This window comes from Campylobacter sp. CFSAN093241 (assembly GCF_012889595.1).
In the GTDB taxonomy this organism is placed as follows: domain Bacteria; phylum Campylobacterota; class Campylobacteria; order Campylobacterales; family Campylobacteraceae; genus Campylobacter_D; species Campylobacter_D jejuni.
Genome location: NZ_CP040612.1, coordinates 1,433,165 through 1,451,999, shown reverse-complemented (window position 1 = coordinate 1,451,999; position 18,835 = coordinate 1,433,165). Strand labels below are relative to the sequence as shown.

General features: G+C 30.2%; 16 protein-coding genes and 1 tRNA gene. 15 read left to right on the top strand and 2 right to left on the bottom strand.

Annotation, left to right across the window (positions count from 1 at the left end; genetic code table 11):
* Positions 1-100 precede the first annotated feature (100 nt).
* The 5 genes from ccaA to putP all read left to right on the top strand — a co-directional run bounded on the left by ccaA (position 101) and on the right by putP (position 9,024).
* Positions 101-2,203 (top strand): aspartate chemotaxis receptor CcaA, encoded by a 2,103-nt coding sequence (ccaA, locus tag FBE96_RS07345; RefSeq protein ID WP_002871853.1) that lies wholly within the window; start codon positions 101-103, stop codon positions 2,201-2,203.
* Between the two features lie 110 nt (positions 2,204-2,313).
* Positions 2,314-2,886, top strand: coding sequence for a sulfurtransferase-like selenium metabolism protein YedF (gene yedF, locus FBE96_RS07340; protein ID WP_002851218.1), 573 nt, complete (start codon positions 2,314-2,316; stop codon positions 2,884-2,886).
* 9 nt (positions 2,887-2,895) lie between these two features.
* Positions 2,896-3,918 carry a selenide, water dikinase SelD gene (selD, locus tag FBE96_RS07335; RefSeq protein ID WP_077409355.1) on the top strand — a complete coding sequence of 341 codons (1,023 nt, stop codon included), beginning with the start codon at positions 2,896-2,898 and terminating at the stop codon, positions 3,916-3,918.
* A 130-nt stretch (positions 3,919-4,048) separates the two neighbouring features.
* A complete protein-coding gene (locus tag FBE96_RS07330; protein WP_002896414.1) occupies positions 4,049-7,537 on the top strand; it encodes a proline dehydrogenase family protein in 3,489 nt (1,162 codons plus the stop codon).
* Positions 7,538-7,554: 17 nt separating this feature from the next.
* Positions 7,555-9,024 carry a sodium/proline symporter PutP gene (gene putP / locus FBE96_RS07325; RefSeq protein ID WP_211158820.1) on the top strand — a complete coding sequence of 490 codons (1,470 nt, stop codon included), beginning with the start codon at positions 7,555-7,557 and terminating at the stop codon, positions 9,022-9,024.
* A 15-nt stretch (positions 9,025-9,039) separates the two neighbouring features.
* On the opposite strand, the gene yedF (FBE96_RS07320) is transcribed toward putP, so the two are convergent.
* Positions 9,040-9,267 carry a sulfurtransferase-like selenium metabolism protein YedF gene (yedF, locus tag FBE96_RS07320; protein WP_002851188.1) on the bottom strand — a complete coding sequence of 76 codons (228 nt, stop codon included), beginning with the start codon at positions 9,265-9,267 and terminating at the stop codon, positions 9,040-9,042.
* A gap of 3 nt (positions 9,268-9,270) precedes the next feature.
* A complete protein-coding gene (yedE, locus tag FBE96_RS07315; RefSeq protein WP_002858372.1) occupies positions 9,271-10,479 on the bottom strand; it encodes a selenium metabolism membrane protein YedE/FdhT in 1,209 nt (402 codons plus the stop codon).
* 139 nt (positions 10,480-10,618) lie between these two features.
* On the opposite strand from yedE, the gene FBE96_RS07310 reads away from it, so the two are divergent.
* The 10 genes from FBE96_RS07310 to ccoN all read left to right on the top strand — a co-directional run bounded on the left by FBE96_RS07310 (position 10,619) and on the right by ccoN (position 18,831).
* Positions 10,619-10,716 (top strand) — tRNA-Sec (locus FBE96_RS07310).
* Positions 10,717-10,743: 27 nt separating this feature from the next.
* Positions 10,744-11,994 carry an adenylosuccinate synthase gene (locus FBE96_RS07305; protein ID WP_002855302.1) on the top strand — a complete coding sequence of 417 codons (1,251 nt, stop codon included), beginning with the start codon at positions 10,744-10,746 and terminating at the stop codon, positions 11,992-11,994.
* Positions 11,991-12,419: a flagellar export protein FliJ gene (locus tag FBE96_RS07300; protein ID WP_002797496.1), complete on the top strand. Its 429-nt coding sequence runs from the start codon at positions 11,991-11,993 to the stop codon at positions 12,417-12,419. The genes FBE96_RS07305 and FBE96_RS07300 overlap by 4 nt, the downstream gene beginning before the upstream one ends.
* On the top strand, positions 12,412-12,930 hold the full coding sequence (locus FBE96_RS07295) for a MotE family protein (protein WP_002855458.1): 519 nt from the start codon (positions 12,412-12,414) through the stop codon (positions 12,928-12,930). Before FBE96_RS07300 ends, FBE96_RS07295 begins: the two co-directional genes overlap by 8 nt.
* Positions 12,931-13,022: 92 nt before the next feature.
* The gene (locus FBE96_RS07290; protein ID WP_002851269.1) at positions 13,023-13,574 is read left to right on the top strand and encodes a DUF507 family protein; all 552 of its coding nucleotides are present in this window, start codon (positions 13,023-13,025) and stop codon (positions 13,572-13,574) included.
* On the top strand, positions 13,574-14,692 hold the full coding sequence (gene carA / locus FBE96_RS07285; protein WP_002851156.1) for a glutamine-hydrolyzing carbamoyl-phosphate synthase small subunit: 1,119 nt from the start codon (positions 13,574-13,576) through the stop codon (positions 14,690-14,692). Before FBE96_RS07290 ends, carA begins: the two co-directional genes overlap by 1 nt.
* Positions 14,689-15,348 carry a sulfite exporter TauE/SafE family protein gene (locus tag FBE96_RS07280; RefSeq protein ID WP_002856612.1) on the top strand — a complete coding sequence of 220 codons (660 nt, stop codon included), beginning with the start codon at positions 14,689-14,691 and terminating at the stop codon, positions 15,346-15,348. Before carA ends, FBE96_RS07280 begins: the two co-directional genes overlap by 4 nt.
* A complete protein-coding gene (bumS, locus tag FBE96_RS07275; RefSeq protein WP_002851243.1) occupies positions 15,345-16,556 on the top strand; it encodes a butyrate sensor histidiine kinase-like phosphatase BumS in 1,212 nt (403 codons plus the stop codon). Before FBE96_RS07280 ends, bumS begins: the two co-directional genes overlap by 4 nt.
* Positions 16,557-16,558: 2 nt before the next feature.
* Complete coding sequence (gene bumR / locus FBE96_RS07270; RefSeq protein ID WP_002864474.1) at positions 16,559-17,239, top strand: butyrate response regulator transcription factor BumR; 681 nt, start codon at positions 16,559-16,561, stop codon at positions 17,237-17,239.
* A gap of 125 nt (positions 17,240-17,364) precedes the next feature.
* Positions 17,365-18,831, top strand: coding sequence for a cytochrome-c oxidase, cbb3-type subunit I (ccoN, locus tag FBE96_RS07265; RefSeq protein ID WP_002868224.1), 1,467 nt, complete (start codon positions 17,365-17,367; stop codon positions 18,829-18,831).
* Positions 18,832-18,835 lie beyond the last annotated feature (4 nt).

Below are 18,835 nucleotides of genomic sequence, written 5' to 3'. Positions count from 1 at the left end.
CAAAAAATACTAATACATAATTTTTTTATAATTAATTAATATTATTTTTTTAAAAATATGTTAAAATTAGAATCTAAATTTTTATTTTAGGAGTTATAAGATGTTTAAATCTTTAAATATAGGTTTAAAACTTATTTTTTCTGTGGCAGCTGTTGTTGTTATTGGACTTGTTATTTTAATTTCATTAATCACAAAACAAGTAAGTCAAAATATTACCAAAAATACAGAAGATATTCTTGCTTCTATCACGAAAGAATATGCTACTCAAACTCAAGGAATTTTTGGGGAAATGATCGCTTTAAATAAAAGTATTTCAGGTACTTTAACAGAAATGTTTAGATCAACCTCTAAAGAAGATTTAGATATAGACAATATAACAAATATTATAACCAATACTTTTGATAATAGTGCTTATTCTAATTTTACTTATTTATATCTTATTGATCCGCCAGAATACTTTAAAGAAGAGAGTAAATTTTTTAATACTCAAAGTGGAAAATTTGTTATGCTTTACGCTGATGAAGAAAAGGATAATAAAGGCGGAATAAAAGCAATACAAGCTAGTGATGAAATAGCTAATCTGCAAGTTGTGCAAGATATATTAAAAAAAGCAAAATATGGGGAAAATAAAGTATATATAGGCCGTCCTATTAAGATGAATTTAGAAGGTCAAGATTTTGATGCTGTAAATGTTGCTATGCCTATTTTTGATCGAAAAAATCAAGTTGTAGGTGTCATAGGCATGACTTTAGATTTTTCAGATATTGCTACTTATCTTTTAGACCCTAAAGGTCAAAAATATGATGGTGAATTAAGAGTTCTTTTAAATTCAGATGGTTTTATGGCGATACATCCAAATAAAAATCTAGTTTTAAAAAATTTAAAAGATATCAATCCTAATAAAGGTGCACAAGAAACTTATAAGGCCATAAGTGAAGGAAAAAATGGAGTTTTTAACTATATAGCTTCTGATGGTGATGATTCTTATGCTGCGATTAATAGTTTTAAAGTGCAAGATAGTTCTTGGGCAGTTTTGGTAACTGCTCCTAAATATTCAGTATTTAAACCCTTAAAAAAATTACAATTAATTATTCTTGGTGCATCTTTTATTTTTATTTTTGTTGTTTTAGGAGTGGTTTATTATTGCGTAAGAAAAATTGTCGCATCTAGATTGCCTGTGATTCTTAGTTCTTTAGAATCATTTTTCCGTTTTTTAAATCATGAAAAAATTGAACCTAAGGCTATTGAAATTCGTGCTAATGATGAGCTAGGAGCAATGGGAAGAATCATAAATGAAAATATTGAAAAGATTCAAATATCTTTAGAACAAGATCAAAATGCTGTAGATGAATCGGTGCAAACTGCTAGAGAAATCGAAAAGGGTAATTTAACTGCAAGAATTACTAAAAATCCTATAAATCCTCAATTAGTAGAACTTAAAGATGTTCTTAATAGGATGCTTGATGTTTTACAAAGTAAAATTGGTTCTAATATGAATGAAATTAATAGAGTTTTTGATAGTTATAAGGCTCTTGATTTTAGTACAGAAGTATTTAATGCTAAAGGTGAAGTTGAGATTACAACTAATATTTTAGGCAAAGAAATTAAAAAGATGCTTTTGGCTTCTTCAAATTTTGCTAAAGATTTAGCCAATCAGTCAGAAGAGTTAAAAAATTCTATGCAAAAACTTGCTGATGGCTCTAATGCACAAGCGAGTTCTTTAGAACAATCGGCTGCAGCTGTGGAGGAGATTAATTCTTCTATGCAAAATGTAAGTGGAAAAACAGTTGAGGTTGCTTCACAAGCTGATGATATAAAAAATATTGTCAATGTGATTAAAGATATCGCTGAGCAAACGAATCTTCTTGCTTTAAATGCAGCTATTGAAGCTGCACGTGCTGGAGAACATGGGCGTGGTTTTGCAGTTGTTGCAGATGAGGTAAGACAGCTTGCGGAAAGAACAGGAAAATCCTTATCTGAAATCGAGGCAAATATTAATATACTTGTTCAAAGCGTAAATGAAGTAGCAGAATCTGTAAAAGAACAAACAGCAGGAATCACACAGATTAACGATGCTATAGCACAACTTGAAACTGTAACTAAGGAAAATGTCGAAGTTGCAAATGTCACCAATAATATAACAAATGAAGTCAATCAAATTGCTGCGGCAATTCTTGAAGATGTGAATAAAAAAAGATTTTAAAAAAGCTCATTTTTGAGCTTTTAAATTTTTTCTATATTATTTAAAATTTTTAAACACAAAACAAGTAATAAAATAATATTATTTTTCAAAGCTAATATCAAGGAAAAATAATGAAAATTGATTGTCGCAATCTATCTTGTCCTCAGCCTATAGTTGAAACAAAAAACGCTCTTGAAAAACTTCAAGAAAATGAAATTTTAGAAATTGTTTTAAATTCTATTATTTCAAAAAATAATGTTGTAAAATTTCTTAACTCTTTAAATTTAAACCCTGTTGTAGATGAAAATGCACAAGAGTTTTGCATCAAAGTACAAAAAAAGAATTTTGATTCTAGTGAAGTAAATATTCACGATTATAATGTTTTATTTTTAAAAACCGACAAAGTGGGTGAGGGTGAATTGGGACAAAATTTACTTGTAGGATTTTTAAGTACCTTAAAAAATTTAGATCATGCTCCAAGTAAAATTCTTTGCGTAAATGAAAGTGTTTTAATCAATGTTGATGAAAATCATAAAGCACATTTAGCTATGAAAGAACTTGAAAATTTAGGTATTGAGATCATAAGTTGTGGAGCTTGTCTAGAATTTTTTAATAAAAGCAAAGAACTTAAAATAGGAAATATAGGCAATGCTTATGAAATTTTAAACGAGCTTTTTGGTAAAGCAAAAATCATTACTCTATAAGGAAAAACACTGCAATATAAAAATCAAAATTTAACGCATTTTGTTAAAGCAGCAGGCTGAGCAGCGAAATTAAGCCCGGGTGGTCTTAAAACAATTTTAAATTTCATGCAAAAAACTCCTGCTTTACTTAGTGATATCGGAAATAATGAAGATGCAAGCGTATATCAAATCAGCCCCGATTTAGCTTTGGTGCAAACGCTTGATTTTATCACTCCTATAGTAGATAGTGCTTATCATTTTGGTGCTATTGCTGCAGCAAATGCTTTAAGCGATGTTTTTGCTATGGGTGCAGAGGTAATTAATGCCTTAAATATAGTAGGTTTTGATACTTGCAATCATGATTTAAACATCTTAAAAGAGCTTTTAGAAGGTGCAAATGATAAAGTTAAAGAATGTAATGCTTTAGTCGTGGGTGGCCATACTATAGAAAGCACCGAGCTTTTTTTTGGACTTAGTGTTACAGGAAAAGTACATCCTAGTAAATTTATTGCTAATAATACTTCTAAAATCGGAGATTGTATCATTTTAACCAAGCCTTTAGGAACAGGAATTTTAAGTACAGCTTTAAAGGCGCAAATGTTAAATCAAAAACATTTAGATATAATGCTTAAAAACATGATAGAGTTAAATTATAAAGCCAGTCAAATTGCTCTTAAATTTCATCCAAGTGCCATGAGTGATGTTACAGGTTTTGGACTTTTAGGACATTTAAAAGAAATGCTAAATAAAAATATTTCTTTTGAAATTTTTGAAAGTGAACTTCCTTTTTTAGATGGAGTAAAAGAGTATTTTAATATGGGTTTAATTCCTGCTGGAGCTTATAAAAATTTAGAATTTATAAAAGAACTTACCCCTGATTTAAATGAAGAAAAATTATTACTTTGTGATCCACAAACTTCAGGAGGACTTTTAATTTCTATAAGTGAAAAAGATTCCTTAGAATGTTTAAAAAAACTAGAAGATGAAAATATTCAAGCTAAAATTATTGCTAAGGTTGTAAATAAGCAAGAAAATGATATTATCATTTCTTAATTTTTGTTACTTATATACCCATTAAAATTTTTTTTATCATTTTTTATACATTTTCTATGATTTAAAATATTATTTTTTATCTTATTTATATATTATTTATTAAAATTTATTTTATCTTAGGAGATACGAAATGATACAAAAAGCTTTAGCCTTAGCTGAAGAATTACAAGGACAAATAGAAGCCAATATTTCAAATTCTGAAAAAGAATTTCATGCTAAAATGCAAAAACTTCTTAATAATCCCAAAAATAAAGTTATGCTTATAGAGCTTTTAGATCGTTCTTTTAGATGTAAAGATAAAAATGCAAGTTTTGAGCTTATAGAATATACTTTGAGTAAATATGGCATAGCGGATTTTTTTAGCACTTTTGAAAAATTCCTACTTTTTAGCTTTTTAAATTTTGGCAAATTTGCTCCTAATTTAAGTGTACCTTTTTTTGTCAAACATTTAAGAGAAGATACTAAAGCTATGGTTCTAGATGCAAATCCTAGTGTTTTAGAACCACATATTAAGAAAAGAAAAGAGCAAGATAAAATTACCTTAAATGTGAATTTAATCGGCGAAGAGGTTTTAGGTGAAGCTGAGAGTAAATATCGTATGCAAAAATACGAAGAAGCCTTAAAATCAAGCTATATCACTTATATTTCCATAAAAATTACTACTATTTTTTCACAAATTAATATTATAGATTTTAATTATTCTAAAGAAGAGGTCGTAAAAAGACTAGATTATCTTTATGCTTTAGCCTTAGAAGAAGAGAAAAAACAAGGTGTATCTAAATTTATCAATCTTGATATGGAAGAATTTAGGGATTTAGAGCTCACCGTTGCAGCTTTTATGGAAAGTGTGGCTAAATTTGATATTAAAGCAGGGATTGTTTTGCAAGCTTATATTCCTGATTCTTATAAGTATCTTAAAAAACTTTTTGCTTTTTCAAAAGAGAGGGTTTTAAAAGGTATGAAGCCTATTAAGATCCGTTTTGTTAAGGGTGCTAATATGGAAAGTGAAGAAACCATTGCGTCTCAAAGGGGTTGGGAGCTTCCTACTTTTTACAAAAAAATAGATACTGATAGTAATTATAATAAAATGCTTGATTTTATTCTTGAAGGAGATAATTATAAATACATCAACATAGGAATTGCAAGTCATAATATCTTTGAGATTGCTTATGCTTATACACGCATAAGTGAAGTGGGTGCTTTGGATTCTTTTACTTTTGAAATGCTTGAAGGTATGAGTTTGCAATGTTCTTATGAATTATCTAAAATGCATGATCTAATCCTTTATGCCCCAGTTTGCGATGAAGCACATTTTAACAATGCCATTGCTTATCTTGTAAGACGCCTTGATGAAAATACAAGTGAAGATAATTTTATGCGTTATTTTTTCAATCTTAAAGTAGGAGATAAGAACTGGAATATCCAAAAAGAACTTTTTTTAAAATCTTTAGAAGGCATAAAAACTCTTGATAATACTACACATCGTAAGCAAGATAGAAATAAAGAATCAAATATCATAAGTTCTTATGAAGGTAAAAAATTTAGCAATGAAAGCGATACGGATTTTATTTTAGCACAAAATAGAGTGTGGGCTAAAGAAATTAAAACTAAATATGAAAATTTAAAAGATTATGATGTTTATCCTGTTATAGGCGAACTTGATTTTAAAGCAAAAAATTTAAATGTTTTAGAAGTTAAAGATAAGATCGAAGATAGAGTTATAGGAAAGGCTTATTTAGCAGGAGAAAAAGAAATCAAACAAGCTTTAGAAGTAGCTAAAAATTCCAAATTTACACAAAAAAGTCATGATGAAATTTATCAAATTTTAGCCAAAAGTGCAAAACTGATGAGAGAAAGAAGAGGGGATTTGATAGGTTTGGCAGCTTTAGAAGTGGGCAAAACCTTTTTAGAGATCGATCCTGAAGTAAGCGAGGCTATTGATTTTATAGAGTTTTATCCGCACTCTTTAGAAGAGCTTAAAAAACAAAATCCAAAAGTTACATTCACACCTAAAGGTATAGGGGTTACCATAGCTCCTTGGAATTTTCCTATAGGAATTTCAGTAGGTACTATAGCTGCACCACTAGCCGCAGGTAATGTGGTGATTTACAAACCTTCTTCACTTTCAACTCTAACAGGTTATATGCTTTGTAAGTGTTTTTGGGATTCGGGTATTCCAAAAGATGCTTTGATTTTCTTACCTTCAAAAGGAAGTGATATTTCTAAATATTTACTTATTGATGAAGCGATTAAATTTTCAATTCTTACAGGAGGAGAGGATACTGCTTATGCCATGTTAAAAGCTAATCCAACCTTGCTTTTAAGTGCTGAAACTGGCGGAAAGAATGCGACTATAGTTTCTAAATTTGCTGATCGTGATAGTGCGATTAAAAATATCATTCATTCTGCTTTTAGCAATAGCGGTCAAAAATGTTCAGCTACTTCTTTGCTAGTCTTAGAAGAAGAGGTTTATCATGATGAAGAATTTAAAAAGACTTTAGTGGATGCTGCGAGTTCTATGGCAGTGGGCAATCCTTTTGAATTTAAAAATAAATTAGGTACTTTAGCTGATAAGCCAAGTTCTAAAGTTCAAAAGGCCTTAGATGAATTACAACCTTATGAAGAATGGGCATTAAAACCTAAGTTTTTAGAGGATAATCCTTATTTGATGACTCCAGGCATAAAATATGGCACTAAAAAGGGTGATTTTACTCATATGAATGAACTTTTTGTACCGATTTTAAGTGTGATGAAGGCTAAAGACTTAAAAGAAGCTATTGATATAGTAAATTCCACAGGTTATGGTTTAACTGCAGGTTTTGAAAGCTTAGATGAAAGAGAATGGGAGTATTTTCACACTCACATAGAAGCAGGAAATATTTATATCAATAAACCAACCACAGGGGCTATAGTGCTGCGTCAACCTTTTGGTGGGATTAAAAAATCAGCTATAGGTTTGGGTAGAAAAGTGGGAATTTATAATTATATCACTCAATTTTTAGAGATTAAGCAAGAAGATTTTGATGATCATTTAATTGAAGATAAATTTTCAAAAAAATTAGCACAAATAGATTTAAAAGAAGCACAAGATTTTATAAACAATTTAATTAAAATGTCTCAATCTTATGCTTATCATTATAAAAACGAGTTTAGTGTTTCAAAAGATTATGTCAATATTCGTGGAGAAGATAATCTTTTTTCTTATACTAAAATAAAGAATATGGTTTTAAGACTTTGTGGAAATGAAAGCTTAAAAGATGTTTTAGGTGTGGTTTTAGGTGCAAATATTGCAAATATTGATCTAAGTATCAGTTATGATGAACAAGATGTTAGTATGATAGAACGAATTGTTCAAAGCATAGGAGCAAAAGTATTGTTTTTAAAAGAAAATAAAGAAAATTTTATCAAGAGTATTAAAGAATATGAAAGAGTGCGTTATTTAGCAAAGCCAGATGTAAATGATGAGATTTATAAAGAGGCTGCAAAGCTTGCTAAAATCATTATAAGAGAAAAGCCATTATTAAATGGTCGTTTTGAACTTTTAAATTATTTTAATGAAAAAGCTTTAAGTATATCTTTTCATCGTTATGGAAATTTAGGCATTAGAGCAATATCTTAATGATCAAGGAGAGATTGATGGAAGTGGTTCAAATTAATACCCCAATAGCAGTGATGTTTGTAGTGTATGCCTTATTAATGCTTTATATAGGTTTTTATTTTTATAAGCAAAATAAAAATTCAGAGGATTATTTTCTAGGTGGGCGTACTATGGGGCCTGTGATATCTGCACTTAGCGCAGGGGCTTCTGATATGAGTGGTTGGCTTTTAATGGGTTTACCAGGAGCTTTATATGTAAGTGGTTTTATAGATTCTTATATTGCAATTGGGCTTACTATAGGAGCTAGTTTAAATTGGATTTTTGTGGCAAAAAGACTTAGAATTTATACCAGTGTGATTGCAAATTCTTTGACTATTCCTGATTATTTTGAAACTCGTTTTGATGATGATAAACATATACTGCGCATTGTATGTGCGGTGGTAATTTTGATATTTTTTACCTTTTATGTTTCATCAGGGCTTGTAAGCGGAGCAAAACTTTTTGAAAGTACTTTTGGTATCAGATACGATTATGCTTTAACTACTGGAACGATTATTATTGTTGCTTATACTTTTTTAGGTGGATATAAGGCGGTTTGTTGGACGGATATGATACAAGGGCTTTTAATGATGATGGCTTTAATTATTGTACCTTTGGTTATGCTTTATCATTTAGGTGGTTTTGGTGAAGCGATGAATATAGTAAGAGAAATAAAGCCACAAGCTTTATCTATGGGCGAAGGAGTAGGAATTGTAAGCATTATATCTGCACTTGCTTGGGGTTTGGGTTATTTTGGTCAACCACATATTTTAGTGCGTTTTATGTCGATTCGTTCTACTAAAGATATTCCTATAGCCACTTTTATAGGTATTGCTTGGATGGCGGTTTGTCTTTTAAGTGCTTGTATGATAGGTATTTTAGGTATAGCTTATGTGCATAAATTTGAATTAAGTTTGCAAGATCCTGAAAAGATTTTCATCGTGATGTCGCAGCTTTTATTTAATCCTTGGATAGCAGGTATTTTACTCAGTGCTATTTTAGCAGCTATTATGAGTACGGCAAGTTCACAATTGCTGGTTTCAAGTTCTACTATAGCGGAAGATTTTTATAAAAAGATTTTTAGAGAAGATGCACCAAGTCATATTGTATTAAATTTAGGTAAATTAGGTGTTTTATTGGTAGCTGTAATAGCGTTTTTGATTTCTACTGATAAAAACTCAAGTGTTTTGAGTATAGTTTCTTATGCATGGGCTGGATTTGGAGCTTCTTTTGGTTCTGTAATGCTTTTTTCTTTATTTTGGAGTAGGATGACAAGAGTAGGAGCGATCTTAGGTATGATAACAGGAGCTGCTACTGTGGTGCTTTGGAAGAATTTTGCAAATTCAGGTCTTTATGAAATAGTTCCAGGGTTTTTAGTAGCTTCGGTGGTGATTATTATTGCAAGTTTGTTTACAAATGTAAGATCTGGAACTAAGGCAGCTTATGAAAAGATGTTAAAAGAGCTTTGAGAATAAAAGCCTTTTTTAAGGCTTTTGGATTAAAAATCTTAGTGTGGGTCCACTTTGATCGATTTCAAGCACTTTAAAACCACGGTTTTTTACATCTTGAGGTATGGAATTGATACTTTGTGGACAATCACAAAGTACTTCTAAAATTTCTCCACTTTTAAGCTTAGGTAAGACATCAAGTGTTGCTATAGCAGGATAAGGACAAGCTTCACCTTGTAAATTTAAACTATAAGTAATTTTCACTGTTTATCCTTTAAGTTGATTTTTAAAAAAGTGTTTTTTGTAAAATACTACAAAAACAAACATTAAGATGAATAAAATAAGGTTGATAAAAAATCCATTTAAATTGCCAAATTCAGTTAAAAGATTGATTTTTATACCTTCTTTAAAAGCTTTTGGTAAAAAGTTATAACTTAAAGCTAAAATCATAGTTCCTATTATATTTGCAATTCCTACTATTATAAAATGACTTTGTCCTTCAAAGGCACGATAAGTCCAACCACACTCGCAACCTCCGGCAAAAACTATACCAAAACCAAACAAAAATGCTCCCACAGCTACAGCAGGAGAAAGTTCTATGAGTTTGCTAGTATGACCTTGCAAGATAAAAGCAAAAGCGATTAAAGAGGCGATAATCATACCGATTAATGCGCCTTTTATAGCATTATCTCTACCAAATAAAAATAAATCTCTAAAGCAAGAAGTAAAACAAATTTGCCCTCTAGAAATAACAAAGCCAAAAACAAAACCAAAAATCAGTGCTAAAGCTAGAAGACTTTGTTTGTTTTGTGTGCTGATATTGCCATTTGTAAAAACAAGATAAAACACCCAAACTAAAAAGGCTATGAAAAGCAATATGCCTAAGTTAAAATATAATTTTGTACGCAAACTTTGCTTGTTTAACGGCAAGTTTTCTTTATTTACACGTTCTAATTTAGCTTTAGGTTTAAAAAAGGAAGTGTTGCAAATTTTCACTCCTAGATAAATTCCTAAAACCATAAAAACAGTAAAAAGCCAAGTGTGTAAAGAAAAATAAGGTAAACCTGTAAAAAAATTAGCTAAATTGCATCCAAATGCAAGTCTTGCTCCATATCCTGAAAGAATTCCACCTACTATTGCTTGAAAAATTCTTATATTGCTAGCAGGTAGACGAAATTTGACTTTGTTAGCTAAAAGTGCGGCTACTAAACAACCTATAAACATACCTATGAGCATAATACCATCAGTTCTTGTTAAAGGGGTTCCATTTAAATTTTGCTTTTGGTAATAAGAATATCCATCTAAATTCATACCTAAAAGCTCTAAAAACTCGCCACCCCAACGTGTCATTTCTCCAGTAACAGCCCAAACGCCACCAAAAATCCCAAAATACACTGCACTTAAAATTCCAAGTGCAATCATAGAACGGGAATTGTCCCAAAAATTGATTAAATATTTTTGTTTAAAAGAATTCAAAGAAAGATCCTAAAAATGTAATCATCAAAACTTGATGCTAAAAAAGAGTGAGATTATAGCTTAAATTTAATATGAAGTCAAAAAGAATATTGATAAATTTATTTTGTTTTTCATTAAAAATCGCTATAATTATCACTTTGGAAGATTAGCGTATCTGGTGATCGCCACTGACTTCAAATCAGATGAAAGGATAGTTGACTATTCTTTGGGGAGTTCGATTCTCTCATCTTCTCGCCAATATTAAGTAAAATCAAGGAAATTTTTATGAGCAAAGCAGATATTATTGTCGGCATTCAATGGGGCGATGAAGGAAAAGGTAAGGTAGTTGATAAATTATGTGAAAATTATGATTTTGTTTGCAGAAGTGCAGGTGGACACAATGCAGGACATACGATTTGGGTAAATGGTGTAAGATATGCGCTTCATCTTATGCCAAGTGGAGTTTTGCATCCAAGATGTATTAATATTATCGGAAATGGAGTTGTGGTTTCTCCTGAAGTATTGATTGCTGAAATGGCTCAATTTGAAAATTTAAAAGGTAGATTATATATCAGCGATAGAGCTCATTTAAATTTAAAACATCATTCTTTAATAGACATTGCAAAAGAAAAGCTCAAAGGCAAAAATGCCATAGGAACAACAGGTAAGGGTATAGGACCTTCTTATGCAGATAAGATTAATCGTACAGGACATAGAGTTGGAGAGCTTTTAGAACCACAAAGACTTTGCGAGGCTTTGATAAAAGATTTTGAAGCTAATAAAACTTTTTTTGAAATGCTTGAAATTGAAATTCCAAGTGCTGAAGAATTGCTTGCTGATTTAAAACGTTTTAATGAAATTTTAACTCCTTATATTACAGATACTACAAGAATGCTTTGGAAGGCTTTAGATGAAGATAAAAGAGTACTTTTAGAAGGAGCTCAGGGTTCTATGCTTGATATTGATCATGGAACTTATCCTTATGTTACAAGTTCAAGTACTATTTCAGCAGGCGCTTTAACAGGACTTGGGTTAAATCCTAAAGAAGCGGGAAATATTATAGGTATTGTAAAAGCTTATGCAACGCGTGTGGGAAATGGAGCTTTTCCTACTGAGGATAAGGGCGAAGATGGAGAAAAAATTGCGCAAATTGGAAAAGAGATTGGCGTAAGCACGGGACGCAAAAGACGCTGTGGATGGTTTGATGCGGTTGCTGTAAGATATACAGCAAGGCTTAATGGTCTTGATGCTTTATCTTTGATGAAGCTTGATGTTTTAGATGGTTTTGAAAAGATAAAAATTTGTCGTGCTTATGAATATAAGGGTATGGAAATCGACTATATACCAAGTGATTTAGAAAATGTTCAACCTATTTATGAAGAAATGGATGGTTGGGATAAAGTTTTTGGTATAAAAGATTATGATTTATTGCCAGAAAATGCTAAAAAATATATAGCAAGACTTGAAGAGCTTGCAGGGGTTAAGGTAAAGTATATTTCTACTAGCCCTGAAAGAGATGATACTATCATCTTATGAAAAGTAAATATAATTCTGTTGTAAAGGTAAGAAAACAACAACTTGATAAAGCAGAATCAAATCTTAATCAAGCCAAACAAAGACAGCTTGAACATGAAAAAGCTTATGAACTTTCACGCCAAGAGTGTGAAAGTTTAGGCGTATTGCCAAAATCAGGATCTATAGCAGAGTTAAGATCGAATTTAAGTATGGCACAAGTAGGACGCGAGGCTTTGGCAAGAGCTAAGGAGAAAGTAGAACTTTCTAAAAAAGAAATGAATCATTATCAGTTTTTATATCAAAAAGCACATTTAGATTATGAAAAAATGAAGGTTTTAGAAGCCGAGGAAATTAAACAAAAGCAAAAAGAACTTGCCAAGGCTGAAGAAAAATTTTTAGATGAAATTGCAATCAGTCGTTTTTTCAAAGGAGAAAAAGATGATTAAAAAATTTATATTGTTAGTTTTTATTTCAAGTGTAGTTTTTGGAGCTGAACAAGATTGTGAGCAGTATTTTGAAGCTAGAAAAGCTCAAATTGAATTGCAAACTAGAGAATTTGATGAAGCAAGACAATCTTTAGAAGCTTATAAAGCCTCTTTTGAAGCTTTGCAAAAAGAAAGGCTTGAAAATTTAGAAAAAAAAGAGGCTGAGGTTAATGCAACTTTGGCAAAAATTGAAGAATTAAAGCTTGAAAATGCAAGGCTTGTAGAAAAACAACAAAAGATTTTAAATTCAATCAATGATAAAACTCAAGGTAGGGTTAAAGAAATTTATTCCCAAATGAAAGATGCAGCCATTGCAGATGTTTTAAGTCAAATGGATGCAGAGGATGCAAGCAAAATAATGCTTTCTTTGGAATCGCGTAAAATTTCAGGTGTTTTATCTAAAATGGATCCAAAAAAAGCTAGCGAGCTTACTTTGCTTTTGAAAAATTTAGATAATAATGCTAGTAATTAGGTGATTAAAATAATGAAAATTTTTCATTTTTAACATTCTTTTACCAAAAATAAGCTATTATTTCAAACATTATCAAATAAAAGGTTTTTAAGATGCGTATAAAATTACCACATATTCCTTATATCGCAAATAAAATGATGTTAGATATAGCTAATTCTTCTTTTGTAGAAATTAAAGATCAATTAGAAAAGCTTAAGGTATGTATAATAGAAGTTTTAGAGAAAGATATTCTAAATGAAAGAAAATTAGATGAAAGAGTAAAAGAGCTTTTAGAGCAACAAGAAGATGAAATGGAGCTTATGCAAGTAGATCGTAAAAATATGTTTTGGCTTGTGAAGAAAAAGTTAGCTCCTGAATTTAATGTGATTTTAGATTCTGAAGATAGACATAATCATCTAGCGCATCAAATTTTAGAAGAACTTGTAGAGAATGATTATATTAATTTTATAGTGAGTGAAAATAGAGTTAAAAATTTAATCTTTTCAAGCATAGAGTCTTATCTTAAAATTTATGAAAAACTTGAAGATGAGGTTTATGAGAAAATTAGCAATTATAAAACAAAACCTATTCCAGGTAGCGAAGAATATGATCTTATCTTTGAAAAACTCTATCAAGAAGAGCTCAGAAAAAAAGGTATGTTTTAATGAAGGCTTATATTTATTTAGAAAATGATATTTTTTTAAGTGCTAAGGCTTTTGGAAAGAGCGGTACTTTTTTTGGAGAGCTTGTATTTAACACTTCTTTAACAGGGTATCAAGAAATTATTTCAGATCCTTCTTATGCAGGGCAATTTATCGTATTTTCCATGCCAGAAATTGGTATAGTGGGAACCAATGAAAATGATAATGAAAGTAAGGAAATTTTTGCAAGTGGTGTTTTAATGCGTGAATTAAGTTCCAGTTTTTCAAATTTTCGCGCTAAAGAAAGTCTGCAAGATTATCTTGAAAAACATGGAAAAATAGGAATTTATGAACTTGATACGAGATATCTAGTAAAAATGATAAGAAATAATGGCAATTTAAGAGCTGTAATTTCAACTGAAATTTCAAATAAAGAAGATTTAAAAATCGCCTTAGAAAAATCAGCAAAAATTGATGAAGTAAATTTTGTAAAAGAAGTTAGCACTAAGAAAAATTATTCTCATAAACAAGGCGTTTGGAACGCTAGTTTTCAAAAATTTAATGATGCTAAAAGAAGTGAGAAAAAAGTTGCTGTTATAGATTATGGTGTTAAAACAAATATCTTAAATGAACTTGTAGAAGTAGGTTTTGAAGTAGAAGTTTATCCATATAATGTTAAAGCAGATGAGTTGATTACTCTGTATAAAAAAGGTGAAATTCAAGGCGTGTTTCTTTCTAATGGTCCAGGTGAGCCAAGGATTTTAAAACAAGAGATTGCAGAGATTAAAAAACTTGCAGAAGCTAAAATTCCTATGCTTGGAATTTGCTTAGGTCACCAGCTTTTAAGTAATGCTTTTGGATATGAAACTTATAAAATGAAATTTGGACAACATGGAGCAAATCATCCTGTGATCAATCTTGATACAAAAACGGTAGAAATTACCGCACAAAATCATAATTATAATGTTCCAGAAGAATTAGCTCAAGTGGCTCATATCACTCATAGAAATTTATTTGGCGATAATGTTGAAGGAGTAAGATATAAAGACTATCCTATTATTTCAGTGCAACATCATCCAGAAAGTTCTTCAGGTCCTCATGAAAGTAAGTATATTTTTAAAGAATTTATGAATTTGATGTGAGTATAGATTTTTTAGCTATTATCAGCGTTGCTTTTTTATCTAGTTTTGGACACTGCTATTCTATGTGTGGTGGTTTTAATTTACTTTTTATAAATTTGAATTCAAAAAGCAATAATTTATTTTTATTAACTTTTATTTATAATTTGTTTAGAATTTTTGCTTATATTGTTTTAGGGATAATTTTTGGGACTTTTGGGAATATCTTGGCAATCAATGCTAAGGTTCAAAGTTTGTCATTTTTTATTCTTGGTATATTTATGATGATTTTGGGTTTTGCTCTTATTTTTAGAGGCAATATGTTATCTTTTATTGAAAATAATGTTTTTTTTGATAGTTTTGTAAAGAAAATTATTAAAAAATCTAAAAATTTTAAAGGATTAAAATCAGCCATATTTTTAGGATTTTCAAATGGTTTTGTTCCTTGTGGATTGGTGTATTTTTTTATAGCCAATGCAATGAGTAAGCAAAATATTTTTGAAGGTATTTTGGTAATGATGATTTTTGGAATATCAACTTTACCTGCGATATTATTTTTTTCTAAAATTTCACAGTTTTTTAGTGATTTTTTGAAAAATTTATTTAATTATTTATCGTATGGCGTTATTGTTTGTTACGGTATAAATCTTGCCTATATAGGTTTTAAGGCTTTTCAATGAAAGATTTTTTTAAAGATCAGTTTTTTAAAGCTCTTGAAAAAAATACAATTTTTTCAAGAGCTGATGTTCAAGGAAATTTAATTTTTGTCAGTGATAAGCTTTGTCAAATAAGTGGATATAGTAAAAAAGAGCTTATAGGAAAAAAACATTCAATATTTAAACATCCAGATGTTGAGGAATGTTATATTGAAGAACTTTTAAAAAAACTTTCATATAAAAAACCTTATCAAGTTATTTTTAAAAATATTGATAAATTAGGCAAAACTTTCTATCTTGAAACTTTATTAATCCCCATATTGGATAAAAATAATGAATTAATAGAAATAGTAGCATTCTCTCATGATGTTAGTAATTCTTTTAAGCTTAATGAAGAGCTTGCTCTAAATCACGCTAAATTAAGAGAATTAAGTATTAATCTTGAAAATACAGTTAAAAATCACCAACAAGAATTTATACAGTTAGGTAAAAAATTTGAGAAAAAAATGCAAATTGCCTTGGAAAAAAATGAAAAAGATATTAAAATAGCATATGAAGAGATTTTGAAATCTTCATTAGAACAAATGATTAGCGATATAGCACATCAATGGAGACAACCGTTAAATGAGCTCGGTATTGCCATGTTTCAAATGAAGCAAAATCTTAAAGATGAAAAAGGATTTGCTGAAATTTACTCACAATCAAAAGATATGATTAAAAATATGTCAGAAACAATTGATGTGTTTAGAACTTTGTTTAACAAAGGAGTAGAGCAGTGTGTATTTATAAAAGAGACTTTAAATAAAGCCTTGGAAATTGCTTTTGAAACTATAGAAAAAAATCATGTAAATATTAATATTGTTTCGAAAAGTGATTATGAAGTTTTGGCATATGAGAATGGTTTAATAAGAGTTTTTCTTAATTTGATTTTAAATTCAATAGAAGCATTTAAAAACAAAAAAAGGAAAATCATAACAATAAATTTTTCAAAATTTGGAAAAAATTATCTGAAAATTACAATAAAAGATAATGCTGGTGGGATTGATAAAGAAAATTTAGATAAAATTTTTCAACCTTATTTTACAACAAAACATCCTAGTCAAGGTATAGGAGTAGGACTTTATATAAGTAGACAAATTATCGAAAGTTTCCAAGGAAAAATAAAAGTTAAAAATGGAAAAGACGGGGCTTGTTTTGAGATATTTTTAAAACTAAAAGAGAGGGTAGAGTAGAAATGTCACAAGAATGTAAAGAATTGATAATATTAGTAGTTGAAGATGAGGTTAAGGCTAGAGAATCAATGATTAATATATTAAGCGAACGCTTTAGTAAAGTAATCGGAGCTCAAAATGGAGATGAGGGGCTTAAAAAATTTAAAAAATTTAAGCCAGATTTAGTTATCACAGATATTGCTATGCCTATTATGGATGGACTGGATATGGCAAGAGAGATTAAAGAAATTTCAGATGATGTCCCAATTGTTGTTCTTAGTGCGTATTCAGAGAAAGAGAGACTTTTGCGTTCTATTGATATTGGTATAGATAAATATTTGATTAAACCTGTTGATATAGAAGAGTTGTTTAAAGTTTTAGATTATCTGATAGGTGAAAAAATTGAAGCAAATATGCTTGTAAAAATTTCTGAAGAATATCAATTTAACAAAACTAAACGAACTTTAATTTACAGTGGTGGAGAAATTGTTTTAACTAAAAAAGAATTGGCTTTTATTTCTTTGCTTTTAAAGCAACCTGGAGCTTTGGTTTTGCATGAAGATATTAAGAAAAATGTTTGGATAGGTGAACATGTGAGTGATACTGCTGTTAGAACTTTTATAAAAAGAGTAAGAGATAAAGTGGGTGAAGATTTTATAAAAAATGTGCCAAGTTTAGGTTATAAGATAAATATCAATAAATAAGACTGATTTAGCCTTAAAATATAAAACATAACAAATGATTAACAAAATTATCATTTTTAAGAAAAAATGTATAATTAATATTCTATAATATTCTCTTGTTATCAAAAATTTTAAGGAGAAAGTCGATGCATCCAGGTAATGTATTAAATTACGACTATACGGTTGCAAGATATTTTATGTTTGCGACCATATTGTTTGGCATTGTTGGTATGGCTATAGGAACTCTTATAGCTTTTCAAATGGCATATCCTAATTTAAATTATTTAGCAGGAGAATATGCCACTTTTTCAAGACTTAGACCACTTCATACTTCAGGTGTGATTTTTGGTTTTATGCTTTCAGGGATTTGGGCAACTTGGTATTATATAGGTCAGCGTGTTCTTAAAGTGAGTATGGCTGAGTCAAGATTTTTAATGGCTGTTGGTAAGCTTCATTTTTGGCTTTATATGCTTACTATGGTTTTAGCTGTTATATCTTTGTTTATGGGTGTGACTACATCTAAAGAATATGCAGAGCTTGAGTGGCCTTTAGATATTCTTGTTGTTCTTGTTTGGGTTTTATGGGGTGTAAGTATTTTTGGACTTATTGGAATTCGCCGTGAAAAAACCCTTTATATTTCTCTATGGTATTATATAGCTACATTTTTAGGTATAGCTATGCTTTATCTTTTTAACAACATGGAAGTACCAACTTATTTTGTTACTGGAATAGGTAAATGGTGGCATAGTGTATCAATGTATGCAGGAACAAATGATGCTTTAGTACAATGGTGGTATGGACATAATGCTGTGGCATTTGTATTTACTGTGGGTATTATTGCTCAAATTTATTACTTCTTGCCAAAAGAAAGTGGTCAGCCGATTTTCTCTTATAAACTCTCTTTATTTGCATTTTGGGGCTTAATGTTTGTTTATCTTTGGGCAGGTGGTCACCATTTGATTTATTCAACTGTACCCGATTGGATGCAAACTATGGGTTCGGTTTTCTCTGTAGTATTGATTTTACCTTCTTGGGGTTCAGCGATTAATATCTTGCTTACTATGAAAGGTGAGTGGAGCCAGCTTCGCGAGAGTCCGTTGATTAAATTTATGATTTTGGCATCAACTTTCTATATGTTCTCAACACTTGAAGGGCCAATTCTTTCAATTAAATCTGTTAATGCTTTAGCACACTTTACAGATTGGATTCCAGGACATGTTCATGATGGAACATTAGGTTGGGTAGGATTTATGACTATGGCTGCGCTTTATCATATGACTCCTAGAGTTTTCAAAAGAGAGCTTTATAGCAAATCTTTAATGGAAGCTCAATTTTGGATCCAAACTACAGGTATAGTTCTTTATTTTGCTTCAATGTGGATTGCAGGTATTACTCAAGGTATGATGTGGAGAGCGACAGATGAGTATGGTAACTTGCTTTATAGCTTTATTGATACCGTTGTGGCTATTGTTCCTTATTATTGGATTAGAGCGATTGGTGGATTGTTGTATCTTATCGGTTTCTTTATGTTTACTTATAATATTTACAAAACAATTGCTTGTGGAAGAGTGCTTGATAAAGAACCAAAAAGCGCTTCGCCTATGGCAGCATAAAAAG

Coding starts and splice junctions, on each gene's coding strand:
- ccaA (WP_002871853.1), top strand. CDS start 101: ATGTTTAAATCTTTAAATATAGGTTTAAAACTTATTTTTTCTGTGGCA.
- yedF (WP_002851218.1), top strand. CDS start 2,314: ATGAAAATTGATTGTCGCAATCTATCTTGTCCTCAGCCTATAGTTGAA.
- FBE96_RS07330 (WP_002896414.1), top strand. CDS start 4,049: ATGATACAAAAAGCTTTAGCCTTAGCTGAAGAATTACAAGGACAAATA.
- putP (WP_211158820.1), top strand. CDS start 7,555: ATGGAAGTGGTTCAAATTAATACCCCAATAGCAGTGATGTTTGTAGTG.
- FBE96_RS07305 (WP_002855302.1), top strand. CDS start 10,744: ATGAGCAAAGCAGATATTATTGTCGGCATTCAATGGGGCGATGAAGGA.
- FBE96_RS07300 (WP_002797496.1), top strand. CDS start 11,991: ATGAAAAGTAAATATAATTCTGTTGTAAAGGTAAGAAAACAACAACTT.
- FBE96_RS07295 (WP_002855458.1), top strand. CDS start 12,412: ATGATTAAAAAATTTATATTGTTAGTTTTTATTTCAAGTGTAGTTTTT.
- FBE96_RS07290 (WP_002851269.1), top strand. CDS start 13,023: ATGCGTATAAAATTACCACATATTCCTTATATCGCAAATAAAATGATG.
- carA (WP_002851156.1), top strand. CDS start 13,574: ATGAAGGCTTATATTTATTTAGAAAATGATATTTTTTTAAGTGCTAAG.
- bumS (WP_002851243.1), top strand. CDS start 15,345: ATGAAAGATTTTTTTAAAGATCAGTTTTTTAAAGCTCTTGAAAAAAAT.
- bumR (WP_002864474.1), top strand. CDS start 16,559: ATGTCACAAGAATGTAAAGAATTGATAATATTAGTAGTTGAAGATGAG.
- ccoN (WP_002868224.1), top strand. CDS start 17,365: ATGCATCCAGGTAATGTATTAAATTACGACTATACGGTTGCAAGATAT.